The sequence below is a fragment of the Cognatundibacterium curvum genome, from assembly GCF_014284235.1.
Lineage (GTDB): Bacteria > Pseudomonadota > Gammaproteobacteria > Burkholderiales > Burkholderiaceae_D > Undibacterium > Undibacterium curvum.
Genome location: NZ_JACOGD010000002.1, coordinates 335,984 through 360,705, shown reverse-complemented (window position 1 = coordinate 360,705; position 24,722 = coordinate 335,984). Strand labels below are relative to the sequence as shown.

At 53.3% G+C, this 24,722-nt stretch carries 21 protein-coding genes; 7 read left to right on the top strand and 14 right to left on the bottom strand.

Annotated features, from left to right (window positions below; translation table 11 throughout):
* Positions 1 to 16 precede the first annotated feature (16 nt).
* From H8K43_RS04780 to argJ, 6 genes are all read right to left on the bottom strand, one after another.
* Positions 17 to 577, bottom strand: coding sequence for a hypothetical protein (locus H8K43_RS04780; RefSeq protein ID WP_186902780.1), 561 nt, complete (start codon positions 575 to 577; stop codon positions 17 to 19).
* Positions 574 to 1,944 carry a D-amino acid dehydrogenase gene (locus tag H8K43_RS04775; RefSeq protein WP_329604483.1) on the bottom strand — a complete coding sequence of 457 codons (1,371 nt, stop codon included), beginning with the start codon at positions 1,942 to 1,944 and terminating at the stop codon, positions 574 to 576. The genes H8K43_RS04780 and H8K43_RS04775 overlap by 4 nt, the downstream gene beginning before the upstream one ends.
* Entirely contained in the window at positions 1,925 to 3,028 is a 1,104-nt protein-coding gene (gene alr, locus H8K43_RS04770) for an alanine racemase (RefSeq protein ID WP_230403668.1), read from the bottom strand. The genes H8K43_RS04775 and alr overlap by 20 nt, the downstream gene beginning before the upstream one ends.
* Positions 3,029 to 3,587: 559 nt before the next feature.
* Entirely contained in the window at positions 3,588 to 4,016 is a 429-nt protein-coding gene (locus H8K43_RS04765; protein ID WP_186902778.1) for an NUDIX domain-containing protein, read from the bottom strand.
* Positions 4,009 to 4,887: an ATP-binding protein gene (locus H8K43_RS04760; protein WP_186902777.1), complete on the bottom strand. Its 879-nt coding sequence runs from the start codon at positions 4,885 to 4,887 to the stop codon at positions 4,009 to 4,011. The genes H8K43_RS04765 and H8K43_RS04760 overlap by 8 nt, the downstream gene beginning before the upstream one ends.
* An 11-nt stretch (positions 4,888 to 4,898) precedes the next feature.
* Entirely contained in the window at positions 4,899 to 6,137 is a 1,239-nt protein-coding gene (gene argJ, locus H8K43_RS04755) for a bifunctional glutamate N-acetyltransferase/amino-acid acetyltransferase ArgJ (RefSeq protein WP_162021718.1), read from the bottom strand.
* A 274-nt stretch (positions 6,138 to 6,411) separates the two neighbouring features.
* On the opposite strand from argJ, the gene H8K43_RS04750 reads away from it, so the two are divergent.
* Both H8K43_RS04750 and H8K43_RS04745 read left to right on the top strand, forming a co-directional pair.
* Positions 6,412 to 8,469, top strand: a complete 2,058-nt coding sequence (locus H8K43_RS04750; protein ID WP_186902776.1) for a porin family protein — start codon at positions 6,412 to 6,414, stop codon at positions 8,467 to 8,469.
* A 91-nt stretch (positions 8,470 to 8,560) separates the two neighbouring features.
* Entirely contained in the window at positions 8,561 to 8,719 is a 159-nt protein-coding gene (locus H8K43_RS04745) for a hypothetical protein (protein ID WP_186902775.1), read from the top strand.
* 127 nt (positions 8,720 to 8,846) lie between these two features.
* On the opposite strand, the gene secA is transcribed toward H8K43_RS04745, so the two are convergent.
* Together secA and H8K43_RS04735 are read right to left on the bottom strand one after the other, a co-directional pair.
* The gene (gene secA / locus H8K43_RS04740; RefSeq protein ID WP_186902774.1) at positions 8,847 to 11,603 is read right to left on the bottom strand and encodes a preprotein translocase subunit SecA; all 2,757 of its coding nucleotides are present in this window, start codon (positions 11,601 to 11,603) and stop codon (positions 8,847 to 8,849) included.
* A 169-nt stretch (positions 11,604 to 11,772) separates the two neighbouring features.
* Positions 11,773 to 12,729, bottom strand: coding sequence for a M23 family metallopeptidase (locus H8K43_RS04735; RefSeq protein ID WP_186902773.1), 957 nt, complete (start codon positions 12,727 to 12,729; stop codon positions 11,773 to 11,775).
* A gap of 61 nt (positions 12,730 to 12,790) precedes the next feature.
* Between H8K43_RS04735 and H8K43_RS04730 the strand changes: the two genes are divergently transcribed.
* Positions 12,791 to 13,291, top strand: a complete 501-nt coding sequence (locus H8K43_RS04730; protein WP_186902772.1) for a DciA family protein — start codon at positions 12,791 to 12,793, stop codon at positions 13,289 to 13,291.
* A 56-nt stretch (positions 13,292 to 13,347) separates the two neighbouring features.
* Here H8K43_RS04730 and H8K43_RS04725 read toward each other — a convergent pair whose 3' ends face one another.
* A complete protein-coding gene (locus H8K43_RS04725) occupies positions 13,348 to 13,899 on the bottom strand; it encodes a cob(I)yrinic acid a,c-diamide adenosyltransferase (protein WP_186902771.1) in 552 nt (183 codons plus the stop codon).
* A 280-nt stretch (positions 13,900 to 14,179) separates the two neighbouring features.
* On the opposite strand from H8K43_RS04725, the gene H8K43_RS04720 reads away from it, so the two are divergent.
* Positions 14,180 to 15,067, top strand: coding sequence for a LysR substrate-binding domain-containing protein (locus tag H8K43_RS04720; protein ID WP_186902770.1), 888 nt, complete (start codon positions 14,180 to 14,182; stop codon positions 15,065 to 15,067).
* On the opposite strand, the gene H8K43_RS04715 is transcribed toward H8K43_RS04720, so the two are convergent.
* From H8K43_RS04715 to H8K43_RS04695, 5 genes are all read right to left on the bottom strand, one after another.
* Positions 15,030 to 17,423, bottom strand: coding sequence for a putative bifunctional diguanylate cyclase/phosphodiesterase (locus H8K43_RS04715; protein ID WP_329604478.1), 2,394 nt, complete (start codon positions 17,421 to 17,423; stop codon positions 15,030 to 15,032). The two genes, H8K43_RS04720 and H8K43_RS04715, sit on opposite strands and share 38 nt — an antisense overlap.
* A gap of 372 nt (positions 17,424 to 17,795) precedes the next feature.
* Positions 17,796 to 18,710, bottom strand: a complete 915-nt coding sequence (locus tag H8K43_RS04710) for an aldo/keto reductase (RefSeq protein WP_186902769.1) — start codon at positions 18,708 to 18,710, stop codon at positions 17,796 to 17,798.
* Positions 18,707 to 19,369, bottom strand: coding sequence for a DsbA family protein (locus H8K43_RS04705; RefSeq protein ID WP_186902768.1), 663 nt, complete (start codon positions 19,367 to 19,369; stop codon positions 18,707 to 18,709). The genes H8K43_RS04710 and H8K43_RS04705 overlap by 4 nt, the downstream gene beginning before the upstream one ends.
* Before the next feature lie 71 nt (positions 19,370 to 19,440).
* Positions 19,441 to 20,553, bottom strand: coding sequence for an anhydro-N-acetylmuramic acid kinase (locus tag H8K43_RS04700; RefSeq protein WP_186902767.1), 1,113 nt, complete (start codon positions 20,551 to 20,553; stop codon positions 19,441 to 19,443).
* Between the two features lie 164 nt (positions 20,554 to 20,717).
* Positions 20,718 to 22,085 (bottom strand): M23 family metallopeptidase, encoded by a 1,368-nt coding sequence (locus H8K43_RS04695; RefSeq protein WP_186902766.1) that lies wholly within the window; start codon positions 22,083 to 22,085, stop codon positions 20,718 to 20,720.
* A gap of 244 nt (positions 22,086 to 22,329) precedes the next feature.
* On the opposite strand from H8K43_RS04695, the gene tyrS reads away from it, so the two are divergent.
* The 3 genes from tyrS to H8K43_RS04680 are packed head-to-tail and all read left to right on the top strand — an operon-like array spanning position 22,330 to position 24,719.
* A complete protein-coding gene (tyrS, locus tag H8K43_RS04690; protein WP_186902765.1) occupies positions 22,330 to 23,592 on the top strand; it encodes a tyrosine--tRNA ligase in 1,263 nt (420 codons plus the stop codon).
* A complete protein-coding gene (gene dtd / locus H8K43_RS04685) occupies positions 23,589 to 24,059 on the top strand; it encodes a D-aminoacyl-tRNA deacylase (protein WP_186902764.1) in 471 nt (156 codons plus the stop codon). The genes tyrS and dtd overlap by 4 nt, the downstream gene beginning before the upstream one ends.
* Before the next feature lie 3 nt (positions 24,060 to 24,062).
* Positions 24,063 to 24,719 carry a histidine phosphatase family protein gene (locus H8K43_RS04680; RefSeq protein ID WP_186902763.1) on the top strand — a complete coding sequence of 219 codons (657 nt, stop codon included), beginning with the start codon at positions 24,063 to 24,065 and terminating at the stop codon, positions 24,717 to 24,719.
* Positions 24,720 to 24,722 lie beyond the last annotated feature (3 nt).

Below are 24,722 nucleotides of genomic sequence, written 5' to 3'. Positions count from 1 at the left end.
CAGAGGCGGCCGGAACTCAGTAAGGCTCAGGAATATAGCCGCGCGGTCTGGCATGCTGCGCGCGGAATGCAGTGGTGCTGGCCAAGCCACGCAGACGGCTCAGGTCGAATTGCTCCAACTGTTGCAACACTGCGCGGTTGACCGTCATTTTGACCTGCAACATCAGCAGGTCCACACTTTGCTGGCTTGAACTTCTGGAAGTCTGCACTCCCAACTCTGCGTGCTCAGCATTTTTTTCTGCACGCCGGGCTGCTTTCAGGGCCGCACGCTCTTCTGCTTCGACAAAACACCGGTACACATCGGCCAGTGTGATGATGCCGTTACAGTCGCGGCAATGCCAGGCATCTTTATCCTTGGCATCGCGGCCGACCAGTCCATCCTTACTCAAGGTCGATAAGATAGAACGGACCAGACGCGGTGTTTTTCCCGTTGCTTCCGCCAGACTGCTGATGGTCGCGGCGCGTGGCATGACCATCATCACCTGCGCCAGCAATTCAATGGCGGTATAAAAACGGGTATTCAGATTGGCGTCTGCAAACACCTGCGTAGAAGAAAACAATTGTTCAAACTGGCTCATGCCAACTCCTTGGGAACAATGATGGGACGGTTCACGCTGCCATAACGGCTCATGAATAAACCTTCCGTGGAAATTGCCGGCCGTTTTCCGGAAACGATATCGGCAACGAATTGCCCTGAGCCGCAAGCCATGGTCCAACCTAAGGTGCCATGTCCTGTGTTCAGGAATAAATTACGGTAAGGCGTAGGACCAACCACTGGCGTGCCATCCGGTGTCATAGGACGCAGACCAGTCCAGAACTCCGCTTTGCTGACATCGCCACCAGCCGGGAACAGATCACTCACAGAATACTCCAGTGTCGCGCGGCGATCTGCACGCAACTCAAGGTTGTAACCGGTGATTTCTGCGGTTCCGCCAACACGGATACGGTCGCCCAGACGGGTGATCGCCACTTTATAGGTTTCATCCATCACGGTGGATTCCGGCGCGGCGCTGGCATCGGTAATCGGCACGGTGATCGAATAACCCTTGATCGGATAGACCGGAATCCGTATGCCCAGCTCGCGCAACAGGATAGGCGAATAGCTGCCTAGCGCCAGCACAAAACTATCGGCCTTCAGCTCGCCTTCTGAGGTAATGACTGAGCTGACCTGATCACCGCTGTACACCAGACGCTGTATGCTGACGCCGTAACGGAACTTGACGCCCAGGCCCTCTGCCAGCTTGGCAAGGTTTTGCGTAAATTTAAAGCAATCGCCAGTTTCATCACCAGGCAGACGCAATGCGCCGACAAACTTTTCCTGTACTTTAGCCAGTGCCGGTTCTACTTTCAGGCATCCTGCTTTATCCAGTTTTTCATACTTCACGCCATAGCGGTTCAGAATCGCGATATCGGCATCAGCGCCTTCCAGTTGTGCCTGATTACGGAACAACTGCAAAGTACCCTGCGTGCGCTCATCATAGGAAATACCGGTATCGGCACGCAGTTGTTGCAATACATCGCGGCTATATTCAGCCATACGCAGCATGCGTCCCTTGTTCACTTCATAGCGGGAGCTGGTGCAATTCATCAGCATCTGCATGACCCAGCGCCAGGTGTTCAGATCGAAAGTCGGACGTATCGCCAGCGGGCTATGCTCCATCATCAGCCATTTGATGGCTTTCAGCGGCACGCCGGGACCAGCCCAAGGTGCCGAGTAGCCAGGCGATACCTCACCGGCATTGGCAAAACTAGTTTCCAGTGCGGCACCTTGCTGACGCTCAATCACGGTCACTTCATGACCCGCTTTTGCCAGATAATAGGCAGTTGCGGTTCCGATCACGCCTGCGCCGAGTACGATAACTTTCATTGTTTTGCTCCTTGATGCCTGTTTTAATAAGTGATGTGTTGTAGATGCTGCTGACTGCTTAGCGGTAAACGCGCTGATAGCGGTGGCCCAGACTGGTCAGGATTTCATAACCTATGGTGCCTGCGCGCGCAGCGACCTGATCGACGGTATTGCTGGCAGACAGCAAATCCACCAGTGCCCCCTCTTGCAGCTCACTGTCGGCAATCGCTGTCACGTCCAGCGTAATGGTATCCATCGATACATTCCCTACCAGTGGTACTTCCTGCCCACCTATCTGTGCCACACCACGGTTACTCAGACTACGCATCCAGCCATCGGCATAACCGACCGCGACTGTCGCGATTTTCGCAGTATCCCGGCTACGCCAGGTGGAGCCGTAACCAACGCCGGTATCCGGTGGAATCTCACGTACCTGAATGATGCGGCCTTGCAAATACGCGACTGCCTGCATAGGATTGGCTTGTCCTGCTACCGGCGCCACCCCATACAAAGCAGCACCCGGACGCGCCAGATCAAAGTGATAGGCCGCTCCCAGGAATACACCCGAGGAGTTAGCCAGACTTGCCTTCGCCTGTGGCAACAAACCGCGTAAGTCGTTGAAGCGTGCCAACTGCATTGCATTCACAGGATGGGACGCATCCTCCGCACTGACCAGATGGCTCATCAGGTATTCAACCTGTATGCCTTCCAGGAAATCTGCATCATTGCGCCAGACTTCCACTTCCTGTGCTGACAAGCCCATGCGCGCCATGCCGGTATCGAACTGCACGATGGCAGGCAATGCACGCTGCTGTTGTTTCGCAAGAGCACGCCAGGCGCTTACCTGAGCCAGGCTGTTCAGTACCGGCATGCAGCCATGTTCGAGGAACTCGGCTTCATACCCGACCGGCGAACCATGCATCACAATCAGGCGCGCGTCAGACGGCAGATGCGGACGCAAACTGATCGCTTCTTCCAGATGCGCTACAAAAAAATGCCGGCATCCGGCCGCATACAAGGCACCCGAGACCGGGATCGCGCCCAGCCCATAGGCATCGGCTTTGACGGCCGCACCACATTGCGCCTTACCCAGTTTCTGACTCAGTAAGCGGTAATTGTTTTGCACAGCTTGCAAATCCACCCGCAGCACTGCACCACTTCTTCCCGTCATTTCTTGCATCATTCACGCACTCCATTGCTCGATAGCCGGATGTCTGCGAGCCCTTAGCCTGCGAATTTCACTGGCATTTGCCAAGATATTCCAACTTGCGGCCGCGCCACCCTTAGTAGAAAGTTTTACTCCACCTAGCAATGCTCATGCCACTGCAAAATAGTCAGCTGATTCAATGACTTACAACACACCAGAAAAAACTCTGGCAACCAGGTGTATTAAAATCCGTACACCCTTCACTGATTCTCCAGTCAAAAGACTGAAGCCTCCCTCTAGAGCGTACGAATTCATGAACAGTGTATCAAATTTAATACACTGTATTGTTTTCAATACACAATAAAGAAAATCAAGTGCTGATCATCTCAGTCAGGATTAGTTCCGGCAATAAGTAAAACTACGGAGTGAGTTGTATAGATAAGACAGCGCACGAATGCTGGACAAACAGATGAAAAAGCGCCGCCCGTCAAGGCGACGGTATGAAGATGTGGAAATGGAACAGAGCAAGGACTCGCGGGCACGGTGGCTTCCGTGCCGCCTGGTGTATCGTTTTAGTCTGAGCCCAGAGTGGGGCTCAGGCGGCCTGCAAATCGTCCTGCAATAAACCCAGGTAGCTGAGTAAGGGTATGGTAGCAGGCAACAGAGGCTCTACCGCAACCTGACCCTGCCAGGCAAACGCCTGTCCTTCCAGACTTTGCGGCTCACCTTCCCATTGATGACTGATGAAAAAATGCAGCCTCACATGGGCGTGTGGATAAACATGCTCAACACCACACCAGGGCTGGGCATCGATAATCCGTATGCCCAGTTCTTCCAGAAATTCACGCTTGAGGGCTGCCAGGATATCCTCACCGGACTCGACCTTACCGCCCGGAAATTCCCAGTAACCTTCATAAGGCTTGCCGGGCGGACGTTGCGCCAGCAATACATCCCCATCTGGACGCATCAGGATGCCGACCGCGACATCGACCGGGCGCTTCGCTTTTGCTGCAATTTCAGACATGTTTTCTCCCTGCTGACTGTCCTGCATAATCACGCGCAAATTGCCATGCCACGCGGCCTGAGCGCGAACCGCGTTGCAAGGCCCAGCGCAAAGCCTCAGGCCGCGCGGCCGCAATCTGTTCCGCATCGCAGCCCAGTGTGCATAACCAGTGCGCCACGATCTCCAGATAATCATCCTGACGGAAGGGATAGAAGGAAACCCACAGACCAAAGCGCTCGGACAGAGAAATTTTCTCTTCTACCGTTTCACCCGGATGCAGGTCACCATCATCGCCATGGCTATAGCCCTGGTTATCCGACATTTTTTCCGGTAACAAATGACGCCGGTTCGAGGTCGCGTAAATCAGCACATTGTCGGATGGACTGGCGATGCTGCCATCGAGTGCGACTTTCAATGCCTTGTAACCCGCATCACCTTCTTCGAAAGATAAATCGTCGCAGAAAATAATGAAACGTTCATGACGCTCTGCCACCAGATCGACGATATCCGGCAAATCGGCCAGATCCGCTTTATCTACCTCGATCAGACGCAAGCCCTGGTCAGCAAACTGATGCAGACAGGCTTTGATCAGCGATGACTTACCGGTGCCGCGTGCGCCAGTCAGTAATACATTATTGGCCGGCAAACCCAGTACAAACTGGCGCGTATTCTGAGTGATCAGGTCTTTCTGACGCACGATGTTTTGCAAGTCTTCCAACCGTATCGTGGCCGGATGCCTTACTACCTGCAAATAGCCTATGCCACCGCGCTTACGCCAGCGGAAGGCCGTACCCAGCGCCCAGTCCGGCACTGGCGTAGCGGCTGGCAGCAAGGCTTCCAGTCTCGCCAGCACCTGCTCGGCACGATTGAGGAAATGCTCCAGTTGCGTCATATCAGACGTGATCAGGAACGGTAATCGGCATTGATAGACACATAGTCATGCGACAAATCGCAAGTCCAGACCGTGGCCTGCGCCTCACCGCGCGCGAGCTTCACGCGTATCGTGATTTCGCTTTGCTGCATCACGCGCTGACCGTCGGCTTCCTGATAGTCAGGATTACGGCCGCCATTCTTAGCGACCCAGACATCATCCAGATACAGATTGAGCTTGCTCACATCCAGATCCGTCACACCAGCATAACCGATTGCAGCCAGGATACGGCCAAGATTAGGATCGGAAGCAAAGAAGGCGGTCTTGACCAGTGGCGAATGCGCGATCGAATACGCGATTTTGCGGCACTCTTCAACGTCACGGCCTTGTTCTACGGCGATAGTCATGAACTTCGTCGCACCTTCACCGTCACGGATAATCATGTGCGCCAGTTTCTGGGACAGGGCTATCACCGCCTGCGCCAGTTGCTCATATTCCGGGCTGTCGATCTCACTGACTTCCACGCTGCCAGCACCGGTTGCGATCAGCATGAAGGAATCATTGGTCGAGGTATCGCCATCGATGGTGATGCAGTTAAAGGATTGATCAGCTGCCTGCTTGACCAGATGGTCGAGCACAGGCTGGGATACCTTTGCATCCAGCGCCAGATAGCCCAGCATGGTCGCCATATTAGGCTTGATCATGCCAGCACCTTTGCTGATACCAGTCATGGTCACAGTTTGACCGCCGACTTGCACGGTAGCCGATGCTGCCTTAGGCTGCGTGTCGGTCGTCATGATGGATTCTGCTGCCAGGAACCAGTTATCTTCCTGCAGATTGGCAATCGCCTGCGGCAAGCCAGCCACCAGGCGGTCTACCGGCAATTGTTCCAAAATGACGCCAGTAGAAAACGGCAGTATCTGGGACGCTTCGCAACCCAGCAAATCAGCCAGTGCGGCACAGGTTTTATTCGCTGCCGCCAGACCCGCATCACCGGTGCCAGCATTCGCATTACCGGTATTGACGACCAACGCACGGATAGGGCCTGACGCCATGTGCAGGCTTTCCAGATGGGCCTTGGCCACCTGCACTGGCGCAGCGCAGAAACGGTTAGTCGTGAACACGCCTGCGACAGTCGCAGTTGGCGCCAGTTCCATGACCAGCACATCCTTGCGATTGGCTTTACGAATGCCAGCCTCAGCATGTCCAAGACGGATACCTGCGACCGGTTTCAGATCAGCAGCAACGGGGATAGGGGAATTGACAGCCATGTTTTTTCCTAGCGATGAAATCAAGCCGACATTGTAGGGCATTTTGTTGCGCTGCGACGCCTGAGTTCGCTCATGGCGGATAACAAAATCAACGCCTGCATTCCGCTAAGACAGAGCCAACATCCCTCTGCAACAGCAAGTCATATTTGGGAACTTCAAGACCACAATCATGGTCAGAGACTTTGCTATTTTGTCACCTCAAAAAAAAACACACTGACCTTTCTGAGCGCAGGTTCATACTTTCAAGCTTTTTCACGATTTCACCGGCCAATCCATGAAGCAAAAGACCCGCACCGTCAAAAAACATCAACACCTGTGCCTGACTGTGCTGGCATTGGTCACACAGGCCTGGCTGCTACCCGCGCAGGCGGATGAATTGGCCAGTCCGGTGCGCACGGAAACCGCTGCCCCAGATAAAAACAATGCCGTCACGCAGGCCGAAGATGGCTTTGGTAATCAGGCGGGAAAAGAATCCATCGGCATCTACAGCGACAGCAATGTGCGCGGCTTCTCCCCTGGCAAAGCAGGTAATTTGCGGATAGAAGGCATGTACTTTGATAAGCGTGCTTATCTCGGTCATTTGCTGCTGGATGGCTCTAAAGTCAGGATAGGCACCACGGTCACAGGTTATCCATTTCCGGCGCCGACTGGCATCGTGGATTATCAACTGCGCAAAGCCGGTGATCAGGCCGAATATAGTTATTCTGTGGAGTTAGAAAACTCTATGCGCGGCGCCGGTGACCGTGCACTCGATGTCAATGCGCTGCTGCCACTGACAGCGCCTGATGCGCGCGTCAAAATGGGCGTATCGGTTGCGGCATCGGCCTTTAAAGAACTGACCCCGCAGCATGAAGCATCGTATTACCGCTCGGCCGCCATCGTAGGCCATATCCGCAGCGCAGATCAGGGCGACACCGCGTTCGAACTGCTGCCGTTTTATAGCCACGATCAGGTGCCGTATGAAACACCGCACAGCTATTGGTATGTGCCGGATGGGAAACTGCCGCCCGCAGAGAGCTATCACATCGCGAACAAGTCCGCGATGAAGGCAGACTGGATGCGTGGCCACGGTCACTCACGTACCCTGGGTATCATCTACCAACAACAGTTACCAGGGCAGTGGCTGATCAAAGGCAGCCTGATACGTTCAGCGGCCGACTCCCCCCGATCAGAAACGCATGTGATCGAACAATTGTCCGCGAATCACTGGCAGAACAGTTACTACTCAGAAAAAAACGTCAGTAAGCAAGCTGACAGTGCCGAACTGAGGCTGAGTAAAACCCTGCAACATGAGGACAGCAGGCAACAGTTTCATCTGGTCTGGCGTGGACGGCGCAGCGAACAACGCTATGGTGGCGAAGCCTACGCCGATCTTGGAACTGTAGCATTTCGCCAGCAATTCGCCGAACTGACGCTGCCCGCTACGGCCCCTGATTTCCAATATGGCGAACGCTCACTGGACCGCGTACGACAAAATAATCTGGGACTGGCCTACGAATACAAAAATGCACGTGCCACGCTGAATCTGGGTCTGATGAAGTCTTACTATGACAAACAAACCTGGACCGGCACTGCACAGGAACGCAGCTTTGTGCGCATGCAGGATCAACCCTTGCTCGGTTACTGGAATCTCAGTCTGGCTTTAGGTGCAGGCTATTCGCTGTATGGCGGTCAAACCCAGGGACTGGAAGAAAGTGGCGTGGCGCCGGTTAGTGCCAGCAACCGCTTTGCCGCGCTGCCCGCCATCCATACCTCGCAAAAAGATGCGGGCCTGCGCTGGAAATGGCAGCAGGATGAACGCAGCCTGAATGCGGTGTTGGGCTATTTTGAAGTCAGCAAGCCGCATTACGGCTTCAACAGCCAACAACTGTATGTACAGACCGGACAAGTGCAGCACCGTGGACTGGAAGGCAGTATTGCCGGGAATCTGACGCCACACCTGAATCTGGTGATGGCCGCGGTTTATCTGGATGCACGCGTCAATCAGCCACTCAGCAATACGGCCCGCGTCAGACCGGTTGCCAGTGTGCCGCTGGAAGTGCGCAGCTATCTCGAATACAGCCCGCCTCAATTACCGAATAGTTCAGCCGATCTGGGGCTGCAGTACACTGGCCCACAAACGAGCTCAGAATCCAGTGGCAGCAGGCTCGATAAGAAAGTCCTGGTACAACTGGGTTTGCGTCATCAACTGGACTGGGGCAAAGCGAAGCTGCAATTGCGCTTTCAGGTCAGTAATCTGTTCAACCGTGATACCTGGGAAGTGGACAGCGATAACACCTTCTTCCCGGGACGCCCCCGCAGCTGGCGCCTGATCATGACGCTGACGCATTGAGATCAGCGTTATCAGCGTTAATATACTTACTGACACATAGAGCTAACTTTTTTCAACATCCAGTACAGCACGACTGGTCAGGGGTTAAAGAATGAAAGCCGCATTTAAATTCAGCCTGGGTATTGCATGTGGCACTTTGTTGTATTCGCGATTCCTGTCGTCAGCCGCGACCTTCGATTGGGAGCGTGCAGTGGTTGTTGGCATCACATGCTTCGTCATTACAGTTGTACTCAGCAAACTCAAAACCTGAAACAATTTTCAAGCGCACGCTGAATCACATCAGCCAAAAATGCAAAAAGGGCGGAACCTGTCCGCCCTTTTTACTACTCACTTTTTACTACTCATTTTTTACTACTCACTTTTCACTGCCAACTGGCTCAGGCCAGTTTACCGTGACATTGCTTGTACTTCTTACCGCTGCCGCATGGGCAAGGGTCGTTGCGGCCTATCTTGAGGCCCATTGTCACTTCCGGTTCACCGTCTGCCAGAGCTGGTGGTGCCAGCATTTCTTCCGGTGACGCGTTAGCATCAAAATCAGCATGACGGTAAGACACGTTCTCTACCTGAGAATGTGCCATCTGCTGTTCCGCTGCTTCGATTTCCTCGCGCGACTGTATGCGTACTGTAACGACCGTACGTATCACTTCGCTCTTGATCTGATCCAGCATCTGGGCGAACAGTTCAAACGCTTCACGTTTGTATTCCTGCTTAGGATTTTTCTGTGCATAGCCACGCAGATGGATGCCCTGACGCAGATGGTCGAGTGCAGCCAGATGCTCACGCCAGTGAGTATCGATGCTATTCAACATCACGTTGCGTTCAAATCCTGCGAAGGATTCTTTGCCCACCAATTCCACCTTGGCATCGTAGTTCGTGTTCACGACCTGCAACACGCGCTCCAGTATGTCGTCGTCAGTCAGGTCAGCCTCGTCAGCCAGCATCTTGCTCAGATTCAGATGGATGTCCCACTCTGCGGCCAACACGGATTCCAGACCGGCGATATCCCATTGTTCTTCCACCGATTCTTCCGGCACATAAGTACGCACGACATCGTGGAACATACCATGACGCAGCGAAGTCATCATCTCTGTCATGTCATGCGCTTCGAGTAACTCGTTACGCTGCTGGTAAATGACTTTACGCTGATCATTGGCGACGTCATCGTATTCCAGCAATTGCTTACGGATGTCGAAGTTACGTGCTTCCACTTTACGTTGCGCTGATTCGATAGAACGGGTCACCATGCCAGCTTCGATAGGCTCACCTTGCGGCATGTTCAGACGGTCCATGATCGCCCTTACCCGGTCACCGGCAAAAATGCGCAGCAACTGATCATCCAGCGACAGGTAGAAACGGCTGGAGCCTGGATCACCCTGACGACCGGAACGACCGCGCAACTGGTTATCGACACGACGCGATTCATGACGTTCGGTACCGATAATGTGCAAGCCACCGGCTGCCACCACCTGGTCATGCAGCGACTGCCATTCATTGCGCAATTTATCGGACTGAGTCTGTTTTTCAGCATAAGACAAAGCGGCATTCGCCTCTATCATCTGCACCTGTTTACCGACATTACCACCGAGCACGATATCAGTACCACGACCTGCCATATTGGTAGCGATGGTGATGGCCTGTGGACGGCCTGCCTGTGCCACGATTTCCGCTTCGCGTGCATGCTGCTTGGCGTTCAGTACGTTGTGCGGCAGCTTCGCCTTAGTCAGGATGCCGGACAATAACTCGGAATTTTCGATCGATGTGGTACCCACCAATACTGGCTGACCACGGGTATAGCAATCCTGAATATCATTCAGCATCGCACCATATTTTTCTTCCGAGGTTTTATATACCTGATCCTGGCGGTCTTTACGCTGGGATGGACGGTTAGGCGGAATCACTACGGTTTCGAGACCATAGATTTCCTGGAATTCATATGCTTCGGTATCGGCAGTACCGGTCATACCGGACAGCTTGCCGTACATACGGAAGTAGTTCTGGAAGGTGATCGAGGCCAGCGTCTGGTTCTCGTTCTGGATACGCACGCCCTCTTTCGCTTCAACCGCCTGATGCAGACCATCCGACCAGCGGCGTCCAGTCATCATACGGCCAGTGAATTCATCCACGATCACGATCTCGCCATCCTGCACCACATAGTGCTGGTCTTTGAAATACAGTGCCTGTGCACGCAAGGCGGCATACAGATGGTGAATCAGGGTGATATGCGCCGGATCATACAGCGACGCGCCTTCCGGCAGCAGACCCATTTGCGTCAGAATTTTTTCTGCTTTTTCGTGACCCGCTTCAGTCAGCAAGACCTGATGCGTTTTTTCATCCTTGGTGTAATCACCAGGGACTTCAACCACGCCTTTACCGTCAGGGGTCTCTTCGCCTACCTGCAAAGTCAGCAGCTTAGGCACTTCATTCATCTGGTAATACAGTTCAGTATGGTTTTCAGCCTGACCCGAGATGATCAGCGGCGTACGTGCTTCATCGATGAGAATCGAGTCAACTTCATCGACCACAGCAAAGTTCAGGCCGCGCTGCACGCGGTCCTTGGCTTCAAACACCATGTTATCGCGCAGATAGTCGAAACCGAATTCGTTATTGGTTCCGTAGGTAATATCGGAGCCGTAGGCATTTTGCTTGGCATCGTGATCCAGCTGCGCCAGATTGGTACCGGTAGTCAGACCCAGCCAGCCATACAGCTTACCCATGGATTCAGCATCGCGCTGTGCCAGATAATCATTCACCGTCACCACATGCACGCCTTTACCAGACAAGGCATTGAGGTAAATCGGCAGGGTCGCCATCAGGGTTTTACCTTCACCGGTACCCATTTCAGCAATTTTGCCGTAATGCAGAGTCATACCACCAATCAGCTGCACATCGAAATGGCGCATTTTCAATACGCGCTTACTGGCTTCGCGACATACCGCGAAGGCTTCAACCAGCAAACTATCTAAAGTTTCGCCCTTTGCAACGCGTGCTTTGAATTCAGCAGTCTTGGCCTGCAAGGCCTCGTCCGACAGAGTTTCCAGCTGAGGTTCCAATGCGTTGATCTCACGCACCGTCTTTTGGTATTGCTTCAAAAGCCGTTGATTACGGCTGCCGAATATCTTGGTCAGGAATGACATGCTATGAACGGAAAGTTAAATTCTGAAAAACGCCGCGGCAAAAACTTGCTTGCACAGCAACAATATGGATAACTCACGATTTTACCATGTGACACCACCTTGACCAGTAAACACTGATCAAAACTCTGCCACATATACGGAGTTGGTGACTAAATACACAAAAACAAGCTTATTTCTGATCGAGTTTCGCCAGATTTGCCTGATTTGCGCCGGCCGACAGAAATTTATGCGGATTTTGCGGCACATCTTTCACCCTGACTTCAAAGTGCAGATGGGCGCCGGTTGAGCGGCCGGTCGAGCCGATATCGGCCACATGCTGACCGCGCTTCACGATGTCACCGAGTTTGACATAGATTTTCGAGGTATGCGCATAACGGGTGATCAGCTCGCCGCCATGATCAATTTCCAGCATATTACCGAACTGAGGATGGTATTCAGCCGCGATCACCACGCCACCGGCGGCGGCCATAATCGGCGTACCGGTCGGTGCGGAGAAATCTATCCCCTCATGAAAAGCGCTGCGACCGGTGAACGGGTCCATGCGCCAGCCAAAACCGGACGCGTTATAGGCCACATTGACAGGCTGGATAGTGGGTAATAACTTAGACTGAATTTTAAAGGCCATCAGCTTGGTTTCCACCACATTCATATAATCTGAGCGGTGCTCGATATCGGTCGCCAAGGCATCCAGTGCAGCCTGCAATTCCTTCATATCCAGCTCTGCAGAAGGCGATTTCAGTATTTCAGGGCCACCGCGGCCGGGCGCTTCTTTGAAGTTGAATTCTTCCGGTTTAACACCGGCCAGACCTTGTACCCGCTCGCCGAGCGCATCCAATCGCACCAGTTGCGCCTGCATTTCGCCCAGTCGTGCAGCCATGGCGGCCAGGTTTTCTTTCAGATAGCGCTCTTTCGCATCCGGATCATGCGCCAGACTGACGCTGGCTGGTAACAGATTGCGCAACAGCGGCACGTCCGCACTGGCCAGACGCAAAGTCAGCGCTGCCATTAAGGCGCCACACACACAGGTAATAAGCAAAAAGCCAAGTACGGCGAGTATCAGATGATGTGAACTCAGGGTGACCGACTTGGCCTGAGTGAAGCGAGAATGCATTAATATTATTTGCATCAATACGGTCCTCAGAAATCAGCTACTGAATGGTCAGGCGCTTTGTGTTATGGTGTCGCGCATGTCAACACCAACGAAAAATCCAGCGCGTATTTTTATCCATCGGGGCCGGCCTCAACAGAAAGTCAGCGGTGCCGCAGACTATTTGCGTCTGAACGACAAGATGGCGATGTTGTTACCGACGATACAGCGCAATCTGCGCCTGAAACAGGATTGCCAGCACATCCTGCCACGCATGTTTGATAGTTGCGAGGTCTTGCAATTACAGGACGACGTTCTGACACTGGCAGCGCCGAATGCGGCGCTCGCCACCAAACTCAAGCAATCTGGCACGAAATTGCAAACTTGCCTACAAGAACGAGGCTGGCAGGTTAACGCAATCCGTATCAAAGTACAAGTGAAACGCGTGATCGAGAAACCGGCACCGGTCAAGCAGATCAGTTTATCCAATCACGCGCTGCACGCATTGACGGAGCTCGAACAATCGTTAGAAAAGAACAAGCACAATAGCGATTTGCATGCCGCTTTAGCGCGCATGATTGCGCGCCATCAAAACAAGTAATACTGTCAACAAAGACTGGCCACATACCGCATTGACATGCAGCTCAGTCTGAGCAATCAACGCTCGCGTTCTTTTTCCCACAACACGTCGCTGCCGCCCGCATAGCGGTTCAGCACGCGCGACAACACGAATAACAAATCCGATAAACGGTTCATGTACTGACGAGGGTGATCATTCAGTATCTCGGCCTTACCGACGCTGACTATCGCACGTTCAGCACGACGGCACACGGTGCGGCATACATGCGCGATAGCAGCAGCGCGTGAACCACCGGGTAAAATAAAATCCTTCAGCGGCGGCAAATCAGCATTGTACTTTTCCAGCAAAGCATCCAGCCTGGCGACCTGGGCATCTGTGATCATGGTGTAACCGGGTATGCAGAGTTCGCCGCCCATATCAAACAGATCGTGCTGGATAGAAAACAGCTCCTGCTTCATCGTCTCAGGAATATCCTCGCATAACAACACGCCGATTTGCGAATTCAGTTCATCCACGTCCCCCATAGCATGTACACGCAGCGCATCTTTATCGACCCGGGTTCCATCGCCGAGGCCAGTAGTTCCCGCATCGCCGGTACGCGTCGCAATTTTTGAAAGTCGGTTGCCCATATCGAATAATATTTGGTAAGAAGTCGCAGAGGATAAGCCAAAAAACAGAATAACGCATCATAATAGACCCTCCGCACGATATGGCTTTTGCCACGCCTTGTATGCCAGGGCAGATTTTTAGTGCAGACCTCTGCTTGCAGCATGTCGATAACACAGCAACACAGATTGTGCTGCTTGTGCAGATTGCTCAGCTTATGCAGATTCAGCAAATTCAGTAGATTTAGCAGATACAGAAGTTCATTCTTCGCGAGTGAGCTAACTGGGATATTGAGGATACAGAATGGCAACACGATTACCGCCCGTACATGCATTGTCAGCCTTTGAAGCTGCGGCCCGCTTTGGTTCCTTTGCGGTCGCCGCGGAAGAATTGTGCATTACGCCTTCCGCTTTATCTCACCGCATCCGTTTATTGGAAGAACACTTATGCGAACGCGTATTTGTACGCGAGGGTCGCAGTGTGACACTGACTGAGTTTGGGCGGCGTTATCTGGATGTGGTACGCGCTGCCTTACGTACCCTGTCAGAATTCCCGCTGCCGCATAAAGCAGCTCAGCATCAGCAACGCATCAAGGTCACGGTGCCGCCCACCTTTGCGCGCTATATGTTCATGCCCAGACTGGCGGAATTCTCCACTCAGTATCCGGACATCGAAGTTGAAGTTTATTTGTTTGTACCGCTGTATGACCTCAGCTTGTCTGAAAGCGATGTGGAAATCCGCTTCGGTGCCGGTGAGTATCCGAATCTGGTGACCAAAAAACTGTTTGTCGAACCCAGCTTTACCGTCGCCAGCCCAGCCTATCTGAAAACCATCCCCCCTATCCGCACACCGGCCGATCTCAAGCATGCGCGCTTGTTGCGCTCGGCACTCGAGCCTTGGCAGCCCTGGTTTGAAGTGGCAGGACTGGATTGGGCCGAACCCACGCACGGTTTACGGATAGATGATCTGGGCTTATTGCTGGAAGCGGTCAAACACGGTCATGGTGTAGGTCTGACACGCCAGCATTTTGCGCAAGAGATGATACAGAGTGGCGACGTGGTCAGACTGTTTGATACCCAACTGGCGTCACCACCCCATGCCTATTATCTGGTGCATGAGGCGCAACCCAGTCTGCGTCCTGAAGTGGAGCTGTTTATTCAGTGGATGCTAACGACTTTTCAGGCGCGCTGATCACAGGCATGGCTGGCTGCAGCGCCACTTTGCGCTGCAAGTCTATCCATGCATCGAGCGGCATAGGCCGGCCAAACAAATAACCTTGCATACAGCTGCAGCCATTGGCAATCAGGAAATCGGCCTGGTCTCTGGTTTCCACACCTTCAGCCACCACCCGTAAGCCCAGATGTTCGGCCATCGACAGCATAGACTGCACGATGGCCGTATCATTTTTATCTCCCGGCGTATCCTGCACAAAGCTCTTATCAATTTTCAATTCGTATAAAGGCAGTTTTTTCAGATACGAAAAACTCGAATATCCGGTGCCAAAATCATCAATCGAAAAACGTATACCCAGTGTGGCGAGTTCCCGCATCCGTGCAATGGTGTCATGCAGATTATCGATCAATAAACCTTCGGTGACTTCGAAAATCAGATGATGCGGATCAGCCCGTGTCTCAGCCAATACCAAGCGGACCTTATCAACGAAATCCGGCTGACGAAATTGTCTCGGACTCACATTCACGGACAGCGACAACAGGAACCCCGCTCCGGCTAACTGATTCAGTGCCAGGCAACCCTGACGCAGCACCCAGTCACCAAGCCGGATAATCATGCCGGATTCTTCTGCCACAGGAATGAAAATTGCAGGTGAAATCGGTCCGCGCTGCGGATGATGCCAACGCATCAGCAATTCACCGCCGACTGGCGTACCCAGCCGGTCGACCTGTGACTGTATATACATCTGTAACTGCCCGCCATCCATAGCCTGACTGAGTTCCCGCTCCATGGTCAGGCGCAATTCAATTTCCGACTGCATTCCTGTTTCGAAAAACACGACCTGGTTACGGCCACCTGATTTTGCGCGGTACATCGCGGTATCGGCTTCACGCAAAATATCGTCAGCAGTCTGATTTTCGCGCGGCAGCAGAGTCACACCCGTACTGCAGGTAGAACTGTATTGCAAGCCGTCGACCTCGAACAACTGCATCATCGCCAGCCGGATTTTCTCTGCCACATGCAAGGCCATGTGCGCACCGGTGCGCACCTCATCACTGAGATTGGCCAGCAACACCACGAATTCATCGCCGCTAATGCGGGCCACTGTATCAACTTCACGTAAAGTATGTAACAGGCGTTGCGTGACTTGCTTCAGCAAGGCGTCCCCCACCACATGACCACGCGCATCATTGATCAGTTTAAAGTTATCCAGATCGATATACAGTACCGCACTGACCATGCCGCTACGATGCGCCGCTTGCAGCAAGGATTGCAGGCGGTCATGCAGTAAGCGGCGGTTCGGTAATCCGGTCAGCACATCAAAATAAGCCAGCCGCTGGATATGCTCTTCTGATTTTTTACGCTCACTGATATCGCGCCCCGTCACCACCCAATGGGTATACACACCTTCATCATTAGCCAGCGGAATGATATCCGCTTCCAGCCAGAATTCATTGCCACCCATGGTATATACGATCATCTCCACATGCACAGCTTCCAGCTGACGCACTGCATAGCGTATACGTTCCAGCTCTTCTGGCTGAGTATTCGGGCCAGCCAGAAAGTCAGGTCTTTTCCCCAATACCTCCAGACTGTCATAGCCAGTGTGGCGCTCAAATGCATCGTTGACCAGTACGATACGCAGGTAATAAGCACTATCCGGCGCTTCTGTATCAGCCAGTATCATCACGATATCGTTGAGACGCGCAACGGCAGCGACCGTCAGGCGCAACTCTTCGTTGGCAGCACGCAGTGATTCCTGCTCCTGCTGCAAACTCGCACTCACTTTCTGTTGTGCCTCCAGCGCATATTCCAGCCTGTGTATCAGCACATTACAAGTGACCGTCATGAGTGCACTGATAAAAGAAAAATTGACTGTAATGATCACCCAGCGCAGCAGCGCATTGATCTCGAAGCCCAGCAACTGCAAATTCGCGTCACCGAAGTAACCGACCAGCAGTAAAGAAGTTGAGGCCAGCAGTAAGGCATACACGGCTTCGCGTAAGGGAAATAAAAACGAGCAAATGACAGGAAACGCCAGCAGATAAATCAGGCCAGTGACGCCAACCTTGAGCAAAAACCAGATGCCCAGCAAATAGATCAGCGCCAGAAAATGTAAAGCCCGCGCCTTGAAACTCAGCTTAGGCAGAAAGATCAGTGTTGCCACCCAACCCAGCGCCAGCAAGTCGATCGCGACGATAGACCACAAACCTTCACTGATGGCAAGCCCGATGCTGGGTATGGCTGCAATGCCGCCTAACACCAGACCAACAAATAAAATAGCGGACAGCATCTGGTCGCGCCATGCGCGCGTCCCCGAGCCCGCAGGCCCGAACGATAGAAAGCGACGATAACAATATTGAAAAACAGTCACAACTCTGTCCTTCTCTGATCCTTGCTTGCCAGGCGATGGAAATTGGCGAACTGCGCATACTTCTTGTTGCCTGATGCCAGATTGAAGCTGCGGGCGGCACAGGTTTGGCCGTTTCTCGGGCGACCATCCCTGTGATGCGTAACAATGAAGATGTAGTCAGTGATAACAGGCAATAATCTGGTCGCGTTCGGACCATGCTCATTCCAGAATCAGCTCAAAACCAGACCATAGATATGGCTATGCATCAGCGAACATGAACACTTGTCTTGCTAATGTTATACCAACAATATCAATTTAAACAGGGAAAATTTTTAGATTTTGTCAGCTGTTTTTTTCATCTGTTTTTTCCAATTATTGCGTGGCTGGGCCACTTCAGGGTAAAGCATGACCCGCAGCTGCCGTCCACAGTGCAAACCAGTCTGGCCTGCTCAGCGTATGAGCACAGGCCTGTACCGCCTGTTGTAAGGCCTGTACCCGGCCGGAACCGGTCAGTACCAAGGGTTTAGACGGATGCTGCAGCACCCAGCTCAAGGCGATGGTACTGGCTGGCAGCCCTGAGGCTGCAGACTGGCGTTGCAGCTCGCTTTGTACCCGGGCGATCTGCGCGGTTGGTGCAGGCTGCTGAAACAGCGTACCGCCACCCAGAGCGGACCAGATCATCGGAGAAATACGCAAACGCTGGCACTGATCCAGCGTGCCGTCATGCAAAGCCTGCTGCTGCAATACCGATAATTCCAGCTGATTCGTCACCAGCGGGAAACGCGCTGCGAGTAAGTCAAACTGCGCAGTGGTGAAATTGGAGACACCGAAATGACGCACCTTGCCGCTTTGCTGCAAATGAAGGAAAGCCCCGGCAATTTCATCGGCATCCATCAGAGGATCGGGACGATGTATCAGTAACAGATCGAGCTGTTCTATGCCCATCGCCTGCAGGCTGTTTTCAGCTGAAGCGATAATGTGCGCGCGGCTGGTATTGTAATGATGCACCGTATGCGCCGGGCGATGACGCGATGGCAGGCAGATACCGCATTTACTCACAAAGCGGAAGGCGGATTTCAGTTCCGGCGCCGCGTTCAGCGCTTCGCCCAATAAAAGCTCGCTCTGATAGTCACCGTAGATATCCGCCTGATCGATGGTATTGATGCCCAGTTCCAGCGCCTGCTGCAGGAAACTCACACGCTGGGCTGGCGTCATTTTCCATTCCGCCAGCCGCCACAATCCAAGGATGATGCGCGAAAACGCCGGGCCTTGCGGCGCTATCTCTGTTTGCGGCGTGCGCTGGCTCATGACTGTCTCACCTGCGCTATCGTCTGCAGAATTTGCTCAGCTTGGGTATAACCCGAGGTGAGCATATGTAAAGCCTCATCATGCACCATCAGCAAAGCGGGAAAACCGCGCACGCCCCACTGCTGGCATTGGCGGAATTCTTCCTGTACCGTTGCCATCGCCACCGGTGATGCCAGGGTTTCGGCAAAACTAGGCTGATCATAGTCAGCGCCCTGTTCGAGTTGATTGATGCTGCGCACGCAGACTTCAGTCAACACTTGCGCTTGCGTGACATCGCGGCCTTCGGCATAAAACGCGTGCTGAATTGCCCTGAACACTTGCAACAACTGGCGACCACTCAAATGATCGGCCACCAGCTTGGCCGTCACCACCGCGCGACAGGCGGGCTCAGTGTCGTACACAAAATCAGTTTGTGCCATGGCCTGATCAGAAAACGGCAAACCGCTTACCAGCGCTACCTGACGCCAGTGTTCCATGATGGTGCTGCGTTTTTCTGAACTCAACACTTCTTTTTCATAGGCACGCAAACCGCCGGTCATGATGTCCAGTTCAGCCTCAGGCAATGCATTCAGCACTTGCTCCAGTTCAGGACCGAAGCCATAACACCAGGAACACATAGGGTCGGCGATATAGAGTAGTTGCAAGGGTTCTTTTGTCATGTCCTGTCTTTCAATATGTGTGCTGTAAATGTACTAAGCGGACGATTGTAAAGGATGCGGCCTCAGCCTGCTCAGGCAGGGTACAGCGCCCCCAGGATGCGCAAGCCCCTGGCACCGGTCACCGCTGGCAGATTACCCGGCAGCCGCAGGCAGAACTGGCGTGCCAGCCAGGCAAATGCGAGTGCCTCCACATATTCCGGTGCCACGCCCAACGCCGCTGTGCTATGTACTTGCGCATTGCTGCCATACAGCGCCAGATAATGACGCATCTGCTGCATCAATTGGCTGTTGTAAGCACCGCCGCCGCAGACATACAGCGCATCGCAGACCGGGCTATGTGCAAGGCTGGCCATGATGATAGTCTGCGCAGTGTAGGCACACAGGGTAGCCTGCACATCAGCCGCAGCCAAGTCGGTAAAATCACGCAATTGCAGGCGCAACCACTCAGCATGAAACAAGTCACGCCCGGTGCTCTTAGGCGCAGGCAGTTGCAGATAAGGTTCTTGCAGCAAACAATCAAGCAAAGCCTGACTCACCTGACCGCTGGCGGCCCAGGCGCCGTCCGCATCATAGCCATGTCCCAGATGTTGCCGTATCCAGCCATCCATCAGCACATTGCCGGGACCGGTATCAAAGCCACTCACCGCTCCGTCGGGACACAGGATACTGATATTGCTGATGCCACCGATATTCACCACCACGCGCTGGTGCACAGATGAACCGAATATCGCCTGATGAAAAGCGGGTACCAAGGGCGCGCCCTGCCCGCCTGCAGCCAGATCGCGACTGCGAAAATCGGCAATCACATCCAGCCCGCTGAGTTCGGCCAGCAAGGCCGGATGATTGGTCTGACGGGTCCAGCCGAGTTCAGGCCGGTGTCGTATCGTTTGTCCATGCACACCTATCGCCTGTACGGTCTGATCCGGAGCCAGTCTGCACAAGTCGGCCACGCAGGCCGCATAAACTTGCGCCAGACGCTGTGCCAATGCGGCTTCGCGCTCGATTTCGTTCTCGCCGGGCTGCTGCAATTGCATGGCGGCCTGCTGCAAGGCTGCGTCAAATGGCTGATAAGCAGTAGCCAGTATCTGCATCGTCGCGCCACCCGGCGCAAATTGCACCATCACGCCATCGACGCCATCCAGGCTGGTGCCTGACATCAGCCCTATATAGATATACTGACTCATGGGGAGTATGGGAGGTATGGGAGGTAAAGGATGCATAAGTCCTCAAACACTAAACGGCTGGCGCGTTCACCCTGACTGCAAAAGCAGGCGAGCTGGCACACATCAGCATTAAAAAAAAGGCCGAACCTCGCGGTCCGGCCTGATGTGATATTGCATTGCGCAGATCAGCGCGAAGCCAGTTTCATGGATTCAGCCATACGCTCAGGACGCAGCAAATTAAAGCGATGCTGCATATCACCGGCGACGGTTTTAAAGCGCGGCATATCTGCACCAGCCAGTGGCGGCGCATCCGGCACGATCACTGACATAGGATCGCGCGGCTCGTTATTGACGCGGAATTCATAATGCAGATGTGGCCCGGTCGACCAGCCAGTCGAGCCCACATAACCGATCACTTCACCCTGACTCACACGGCTGCCTTTACGGATACCCGCAGCAAAACGGCTCATGTGGGCATAGGCCGTGGTGTAATTCGAATGATGGCGTACCACCACTAAATTACCGTAACCACCGCTAGGGCCAACCGAATCGATCACGCCATCAGCGGTAGCACGGATAGGTGTGCCGCTGACCGCAGCGAAATCTACACCTTTATGCTGTTTCCATTGACCGGAAATAGGATGGACCCGCATCGAGAAACCGGAAGAGACACGGGTAAATTCTAAAGGCGATTTCAGGAAGGCTTTTTTGAGTGACTTGCCGTCAAAGGTGTAATAGCCACCCTGACCACCGGCTTCATCAAACCATACCGATTGAAAAGTCTTACCGGCATTTTTGAATTCACCGGCCAGCACGCGACCGGTGCGTATCAATTGTCCGTTTTGCCAGAAGCTTTCATAGACCACGTTGAACTGATCACCGCGCTGCAGGCGACGGAAATCGATATTGGTCTCAAACATGCTGACGATCTGGGAAGAAATCGCATCAGAAATATGCGCTTCATCGGTTGCTGCAAACAGCGAGGAACGGATATTACCGGATGCCATTTCTATCCGGCGTTCGAGCTGGGCTGTGCTGTCGCTGGCGCTAAAGTGTCCGTCCGCATTGCGCTTGACTTCCAGGTTACGCGCCGGTTTATCCGGGCCATCAGACACCGTGGTCTGCAACCATTCAAGGTCGCCATCTTCATTGGTTTTGACACGTATGGTTTTATCTGCGCGTAACTGCAACAGAGTACGGGCGACAGGATCGGACTTGATAAACTTGTCGGCATCCTGATCATCCACGCCGAGGCGTAACAACAGGCCACTGAGGGTGTCACCACGTCGCACCACATCTTCACGCACATACTGATGTTCAACGGCGGCGATCGCTGCGATTTGCTCATCGAGTGATGGTAAAGCTAAAACCTGGGTAATTTTTTTAACCGGAAGATCTGCTGCATCGGGCGCCAGCGGCGCGACTGCAGTCGCACCTACGGCACATACGGCAAAGAAAAAAGCGGTGACGCTCACAACACGGGAAACACGGGACGAACCGAACAACAGTCTGCTGCCAGTAGCCACACGAAGTAATTTATCTGTAGGACGCATGCAATAAGTTAAAATTGACTGTTTTATAGAAAATTCGAGGTCGTTGCCGCCGTCGGCTTTGCAAAAATTGCAAAATAATGAATGCGGCTGACAAAGTAAAGACGGGATTATAAATCAATAGTCTGCACAAAATACGGCAAAATACCGAGTTTATCCCCACCCAGAATTTGACAAAAAGCTGATTATGGATTCAGAAGCGCAGCCATGACCAGCGGTGTTACAAAAAATTTGATGTAAATTAATTATGACTTCAACAGCTAATCCAACTCCAGTCTCCAGCACACCTAATCAGCTTCTGCCTTTGTCCGATGCGGTCCAGCACGCGCTGGCCGTGGCAAAACGCGGTGTGGATGAATTACTCATCGAATCCGAATTCGCGCAGAAACTGGCGCGCAGCGAACAAAGTGGTGTTCCCTTAAGAATTAAACTCGGTCTGGACCCAACCGCTCCTGACTTGCATCTGGGTCACACCGTGGTGCTGAATAAGATGCGTCAATTGCAAGATCTGGGGCACACCGTGATTTTCCTGATCGGTGATTTCACCTCCATGATCGGCGACCCATCCGGACGCAATGCCACCCGTCCGCCGCTGACCCGCGAGCAAATCGAGGACAATGCGCAGACTTACTTTAAGCAAGCCAGCCTGGTGCTGGATGCGTCCAAAACCGAAATCCGTTACAACTCCGAATGGTGCGATCCGCTCGGCGCGCGCGGCATGATACAACTGTCATCCAAATACACCGTGGCACGCATGATGGAGCGCGATGATTTCACTAAACGCTTCAAGGCAGGTACGCCGATTTCTGTGCATGAATTCCTGTACCCATTAATGCAGGGCTATGATTCGGTCGCACTGAAATCCGATTTGGAACTCGGTGGTACCGATCAGAAATTCAATTTGCTGGTTGGTCGCGAACTGCAAAAAGATTACGGACAAGAGCCGCAATGTATTCTGACCATGCCTTTGCTGGAAGGTCTGGACGGCGTTGAAAAAATGTCCAAATCCAAAAATAACTACATTGCGATCACCGAACCTGCGAACACCATGTTCGCCAAGGTGATGAGTATTTCCGATGAAATGATGTGGAAATACTATGACCTGCTTTCGTTCACCTCCATAGAGCAAATCGCAGGCTACAAAAAAGCCGTGGCGGAAGGTCAGAACCCACGTGATATCAAGGTCGCACTGGCACAGGAAATCGTGGCACGCTTCCACAGCAAGCAAGCCGGTGAAGATGCGCTGGCAGATTTCGTGAACCGTTCCAAAGGCGGTATTCCGGACGATATTCCTGAACTCAGCCTGAGCGGCGCACCGGTCGGCATAGGTCAGTTGCTGAAACAGGCAAATCTGTGTGCATCCACGTCTGAAGCACTGCGCATGGTAGAACAAGGTGGCGTACGTATAGACAGCGTCGTGATCAGCGACAAGGGCTTGAAAGTTGAAGCCGGTACCTTTGTGCTGCAAGTTGGCAAGCGTAAGTTTGCGCGCGTCACACTCAGCGCATGATCGCGCTGTTACAAAGAGTCAGTCATGCCAGCGTGGTGGTCGATGGCCACACGCTGGGCAGTATCGATGCCGGTCTGATGGTGTTGCTGTGCGCAGAACGTGGCGATACACGCAAAGAAGCCGATGCCTTGCTGACTAAATTACTCAGTTACCGGGTGTTCAGCGACGCAGCTGGAAAAATGAATCTGAGTATCCGCGATACCCAGGGTGGCTTGCTGCTGGTACCGCAGTTCACGCTGGCGGCCGATACCCAGTCCGGCACCCGCCCCTCTTTCACACCTGCTGCTACGCCTGCCGTGGCACAGGAATTGTTTGATTACTTCGTGGACCAGGCACGCAGTCGGCACGCACTGGTGCAAACCGGTCGCTTCGGCGCTGACATGAAGGTATCGCTCACCAATGACGGGCCAGTCACCTTTTGGCTGGAAACCAAGCGTGCACCGGCTAATACTGCAATACCCTCCTGAGCCATGACAGAAATTTTATTGATACGCCATGGCGAAACTGCCTGGAATGCGGTGAAACGACTGCAAGGCCATCTCGATATTCCACTCAATGCGGAAGGCAGGCGTCAGGCCAAGGCATTGGCGGCAGCATTACAAAATGAAAAACTGGATGCCATTATCGCCAGTGACTTACAAAGAGCCGTGCAGACCGCAGGTGAGATCGCTCGCCTGCAAGGCCTGAGCACGCGTACAGATCCAGGCTTGCGCGAACGCTGCTTTGGCGGTTTTGAAGGGGAGCTGTATAGCGAACTGCCGCATAAATATCCGAAAGAACATGCGGCCTGGCGCGCGCATGATCCGGATGCGGAATTTCCTCCCGGTGAAAATGCGGGTGAAACCATACGCCGCTTTCACCAGCGCGTGATGGAGCATATTCTTCATTATGCGCGTCAGTTCGACGGCAAAAAAATCGCCATCGTCGCGCATGGCGGCGTACTGGAATGCGCGTATCGCGCCGCGAAACAACTGCCACTCGATGCGCCACGCGAAGTCACGATTTATAACGCCAGCATTAACCGTTTTGTTTACCAGGACGGTCAAATCAGCTTATTACAGTGGGGCGATATCGCTCACCTGGATGCGGCTGATGCGCTGGATGAAATCAATCAGACACAAGCCTGAAAG